Source organism: Bartonella fuyuanensis, from assembly GCF_014197255.1.
In the GTDB taxonomy this organism is placed as follows: Bacteria; Pseudomonadota; Alphaproteobacteria; order Rhizobiales; family Rhizobiaceae; genus Bartonella; species Bartonella fuyuanensis.
Genome location: NZ_JACIFE010000003.1, coordinates 124,005 through 129,266 on the forward strand (window position 1 = coordinate 124,005; position 5,262 = coordinate 129,266).

General features: G+C 40.1%; 4 protein-coding genes and 2 pseudogenes. 1 reads left to right on the plus strand and 5 read right to left on the minus strand.

What is annotated here, in order from left to right:
- The 3 genes and pseudogenes from GGR08_RS08160 to GGR08_RS02725 all read right to left on the minus strand — a co-directional run.
- Positions 1-265: pseudogene (locus GGR08_RS08160) on the minus strand (tol-pal system protein); the annotation flags it as partial.
- A 49-nt stretch (positions 266-314) separates the two neighbouring features.
- Complete coding sequence (gene pal / locus GGR08_RS02720; protein WP_183193863.1) at positions 315-836, minus strand: peptidoglycan-associated lipoprotein Pal; 522 nt, start codon at positions 834-836, stop codon at positions 315-317.
- A 177-nt stretch (positions 837-1,013) separates the two neighbouring features.
- A complete protein-coding gene (locus tag GGR08_RS02725) occupies positions 1,014-1,709 on the minus strand; it encodes a DUF1013 domain-containing protein (protein WP_183193864.1) in 696 nt (231 codons plus the stop codon).
- A 368-nt stretch (positions 1,710-2,077) separates the two neighbouring features.
- Here GGR08_RS02725 and GGR08_RS02730 point away from each other — a divergent pair, with 368 nt between their 5' ends.
- Complete coding sequence (locus tag GGR08_RS02730) at positions 2,078-2,824, plus strand: YebC/PmpR family DNA-binding transcriptional regulator (RefSeq protein WP_183193865.1); 747 nt, start codon at positions 2,078-2,080, stop codon at positions 2,822-2,824.
- Positions 2,825-2,931: 107 nt separating this feature from the next.
- Here GGR08_RS02730 and tolB read toward each other — a convergent pair whose 3' ends face one another.
- Complete coding sequence (gene tolB, locus GGR08_RS02735) at positions 2,932-4,257, minus strand: Tol-Pal system beta propeller repeat protein TolB (protein WP_183193866.1); 1,326 nt, start codon at positions 4,255-4,257, stop codon at positions 2,932-2,934.
- A 33-nt stretch (positions 4,258-4,290) separates the two neighbouring features.
- Positions 4,291-5,262 (minus strand): annotated as a pseudogene (locus tag GGR08_RS08165) (cell envelope biogenesis protein TolA); the annotation flags it as partial.

Below are 5,262 nucleotides of genomic sequence, written 5' to 3' on the forward strand. Positions count from 1 at the left end.
AATCTGACGCTTTCTCCACAGCATCAGAGGCTGATTTATCAACGGAATCTGACGCTTTCTCCACAGCATCAGAGGCTGATTTATCAACGGAATCTGGCGCTTTCTCCACAGCATCAGAGGCTGATTTATCGGTAGCATCCACCTTATCCGTATCATGAACAGGATATTCAGAAATCTTTCGCGCCGCACTTTGAGCAAATACTGCAGAACAGGCTATGAAAACCGCCATATAAAAGATAGTTTTCCAATTAATTTTACGATACATTCTTTTCTCCCCTTTAAAAGCTCACTGAATGGTTAAAAAATAATTCTCTTCAATGCCCCCCTATGTTATTAAGCGTTGTAACAGCGCGTCGATTTTGATTCCAACAAGAAATATCATCACACACCGCTACGGGTCTTTCTTTCCCGTAAGAAATTGTTTGAATCCTTTGCGCAGACACACCTAGAGACACCAAATAGTCACGGACAGCAACAGCACGGCGCTGTCCTAGTGCTAAGTTATATTCACGTGTTCCTCTCTCATCAGCATGACCTTCAATCATAATAGAGTAATAAGGATAATGAAGCAACCATTCTGCTTGTCGCATTAAAATACGTTCAGCATCAGCATCAATAGAAGAAGAATCGAGACTAAAAAACACACGATCCCCTACATTAACTGTAAATTCTTGTCCTGAACCTGATATTTCCTGATTCAAACCAGCACCATTCATATAAGAGCCATTTATCCTATTAAACGCACTGGGATTTTTTTTGCCACACCCCATCAAGGACAGTGAGAAAAAAAAGATAATAGTTAAAGAATGAAAGAAGGTATTTTTGGTAGAGCACATAGTCTGTTTCTCCTTGAGTTTTGTAAAGAAAGGCAAATTCTTAGAATATTTTTAAGAATAACTATTAATTCCTAATGAATTTGTCATCATTTTTGAGTCCCTACCAAATTTTTCTCCTCTAACCATTTACTTCTTCTAAAATTTTTCTGAGAAACATTGTCCTTATACGCCAACTTGTTATCCATCATCTTGATTTTGACGATTTCTTTGCAGCGCATTCAACTTTGCAAAAACTTTATCTGCATCAAAGGTTTTGTGTGAATTTTTTTCATTTTCATCTTCCTCTAAAGCGACGTTTTCTGTCACCGATGCGGGAAGTAAGGACCTATCTTCTTCTGCAGCGACAATGCGATTTTTTGCTGCGCGCTGGAGTTCAAAATCTAAATCGATTTGCGAACACAAGCCAAGTCCCACAGGATCAAGAGGCACTAAATTAGCACTATTCCAATGGGTTCTAAGGCGGATTTGCTCAATTGTTGCTTTTGTTGTTCCAATCAACCGTGCAATTTGTGCATCTTTCAACTCGGGATGGTTTGTGACCAACCACAAGATACCATTGGGGCGATCTTGACGTCGAGAAAGTGGGATATAGCGCGCCCCTTTACGCTTTTTTTCAGGAATGAATACCCTAGATTGAGAAATTTTCAAGCGTGCGTTTTGATCTGCCTCTGCCCGTGCAATTTCGCTGCGCGTTAATTGCCCAGAACTGATTGGATCTAAACCTTTAATACCGTAAGCAGCTTCACCATCAGCAATAGCTTTCACTTCCAAAACATGCAATTTACAAAATTCTGCAATCTGATCAAAAGAAAGAGCTGTATTATCAACCAACCAAACTGCTGTCGCTTTGGGCATCAAAAGTTGCGTTGCCATTTTTATAAATCCTCTTCTACACCTCTTCTCTGAGGCAGTTTACCGCTTATTCAAGAACGACCGGAATCTTTTATATATCCGATTTACTTCACCCACTCCTAAAAGCGAAACATGAAATAAAATTTTGCCATGAGATTACATTCTCCTTAATATATAGCGTGATTTTCACTCAACGACAAGAGATCTCTCTTTTAAGATTCTCAAGAGGGTATCTTTACCTTTAAGCTGAATTTTCTTATAAGGAGTTTGTTTGAATATTTCACCTCATGCTACGGCACATTTGTTTTGGTGGAATTCATATTTTATTGCCTCAAATTGTTTAAAGAGTATCGCACTAGCAAGAAAGCCCTCAAATAGGAAGGAAAACTATGGCAGGCCATTCACAATTTAAAAATATTATGCACCGTAAAGGGCGCCAAGACGCCATGCGCTCAAAAATATTTTCTAAACTTGCACGCGAAATTACTGTCGCAGCAAAACAAGGTGCTCCTGATCCAGCCATGAATCCACGTTTAAGACTCGCTATCCAAAATGCAAAAGCACAATCAATGCCGAAAGACAATATTGAGCGTGCAATTAAAAAAGCTTCAGGCACCGATGTGGAAAATTATGATGAAGTGCGCTACGAAGGCTATGGACCAGGTGGTGTTGCGATCATTGTTGAAGCTTTAACCGATAACCGCAACCGTACCGCTTCAAACGTGCGAGCTGCCTTCACCAAATCGGGAGGCGCCTTAGGGGAGACAGGTTCTGTAAGTTTTATGTTTAATCGTATTGGTGAAATAATCTATAAACGAGAAGCAGGAACAGCAGATAGCATTATGGATGCAGCAATTGAAGCTGGTGCTGAAGATGTACAATCAGAAGAAACCGAACATCATGTTACCTGCGCATTTGAAGATATTGGTGAAGTTTCAAAAACACTTGAAACGAAACTTGGTGAAGCAGAATCGATTAAAATAATTTGGAAAGCCACCACCCTTGCACCAATAGATGAAGAAAAAGCTTCATCCGTTTTACGACTGATTTCAACATTAGAAGAAGATGATGATGTGCAAAACGTTTATGCCAATTTTGATGTCAGTGATGAGATTTTGGCAAAACTATCTGGATAATTCCAACATGCGATAAGCACTTACTTCATTTATGAGGGATTCAAAACATCTGTTTACCCCTCTTTAATTTATTCGTGTAGACCGTTTTCTCTATCTGTTTTATGTTTTTATTGTATATTGAGCAATGGCGACCATGCTGGATCAGAGGCATCATTGGGTGTAGGTAATTGCCGCTCATTGCGTCCCGTGATGTCAATGGTATAAATTTTTGGTCCCATACCGGGATTTTTGCGAAAAAACATCAGCACCCGACCATTGGGCGCCCAAGTTGGTCCTTCATTGTGAAAACCTGTAGTTAAAATTCGTTCTCCTTGTCCATCGGGATGCATAACACCGATAGAAAATTTTCCGTTTAATTGTTTTGTAAAAGCAATATAGTCACCACGTGGTGACCAAATAGGTGTAGAATAGCTTCCCTCGTTTGAAGAAATACGCTGAATATCACTCCCATCCGCGTTCATTTTATAGATTTGCGGCTTTCCACTACGATCCGAAGAAAAGACGATTTGTTTGCCATCCGGTGAATACGAAGCAGATGTATCAATAGCAGCAGTTGTTGTAAGGCGTGTCATCGTACGGGTCCGTAAATCCATCGTATAAAGATTTGCACTCCCATCATTTTGCAATAAACTCATGATAACCTTTTGTCCATCAGAAGAAAAACGCGGAGCAATAGTCATATTATTAAAAGTTCCAATTAACTCTCTTTGTCCCATTTCAATTTGTTGGAGATAAACATGGGGCACTTGATTGTCCTCATAAGCCATATAAGTCATTTCTTGCCTTTTTGGTGAAAAACGCGGTGTAAGCACCAATTCACTTCCATCAGACATATAAATCAAATTTGCTCCATCTTGATCCATCATTGCTAAACGTTTAATACGTGCATTTTGAGGTCCTGTTTCATCAATAAAAACAATTTTTGTATCAAAATAACCACTTTCTCCTGTCATCTCACTATAGATTTCATCTGCGATCATATGTGCCACACGCCGCCAACGCTCTGTAGCCGTATAAAAACGCCGTCCTTTCAGTTGTCGCTGTCCAAAAACATCCCATAAACGGAAATCAACCCTTAATCGCCCATCGATTTCTCTCATGACTTGCCCAGTAACCAAACCTTGCGCTTTTATTTTCTGCCAATAAGAAAAATGCGGTTGTTTATTAGGATTAGAAATTTTTTCAAAAAAATTTTTCTTATCAAGCGGTAAAAAAAGCCCCGACCGTTCAAGATCAGCTGCCACCACAGCCGATATTTTCAACCCAATCGAATCATTGGAAATAAAATCTGTAATTGCAATGGGAATGGGATTAAAATCAGCACTTGAAATAGTTCCTTTCAATTGTGCATAAACCATTGAAATATTTAAAAACCACAAACCACAAGTGACAAGAAACCAAGCAAAAACTTTATGTCTCATTATCGTCATCATGGAATGTATCCTTTCTTTAAGCAATTTTTTCTATTATCGTATTTTTTGGAGAGGATCGACATTAAAGTCAAAGCCTTGGCCCCACAAGTCATACTGATCACGTGGGAGATCTGTATAAGGTTGGCATGAAAAAACAGCAGCGTATACCTGCCTTATCATAATAGCTTGTTGACTCTCAAGACCGTTTATGGGATCAATGATCGGCTCACCTACAACCATTCCTTCACGGTCCAAATAAAACCGCAACCGCACAATCGGACGGCTTTTTAAATCGCCACCAAGCGCTACAAGTTTAAGCTTCTGTTGAATACATCCCCCCACAATATTGACCAATGTTTGTGCCATTTTTGTGGTATCATTAATATTTTTTCTTGCACCCAAAGCTTCCAATGTATGAGAACGTTTTGCTCCACCTCCTTGTGTACGCGCACGATTGAGCAAATTATTTTCCTCCATTGCCAAAATATCCTCAATGGTCTGTTTATTTTGGTTTTTCTTGTTAAGTTTTGGCGTATTTTGATTCGATACGGCCTTATTTTTCATTGGAGATTCTTCATCAAGTTTTGGTTTAAACAGTGGCAACAGAGATTTCGCTGGAAGCGTAATTTCTGGCGCTTGATGAACAACCTGCTCTGCCGGTACTTTTTGTCTTGTTGACGCCAATTCTTTTGGCAGTTTCATCTCTTCATTTTTGGATGGAGATTTAAACGCACTCTTGGGAATATCCTCCGCTGCTTCTAAAGGCAGCTCAGGTGCACTCTTGGGAATATCCTTTGCTGCTTCTAAAGGCAGCTCAGGTGCACTCTTGGGAATATCCTTCGCTGCTTCTAAAGGCAGCTCAGGTGCACTCTTGGGAATATCCTTCGCTGCTTCTAAAGGCAGCTCAGGTGCACTCTTGGGAATATCCTCCGCTGCTTCTAAAGGCAGCTCAGGTGCACTCTTGGGAATATCCTCCGCTGCTTCTAAAGGCAGCTCAGGTGCACTCTTGGGAATATCCTTCGCTGC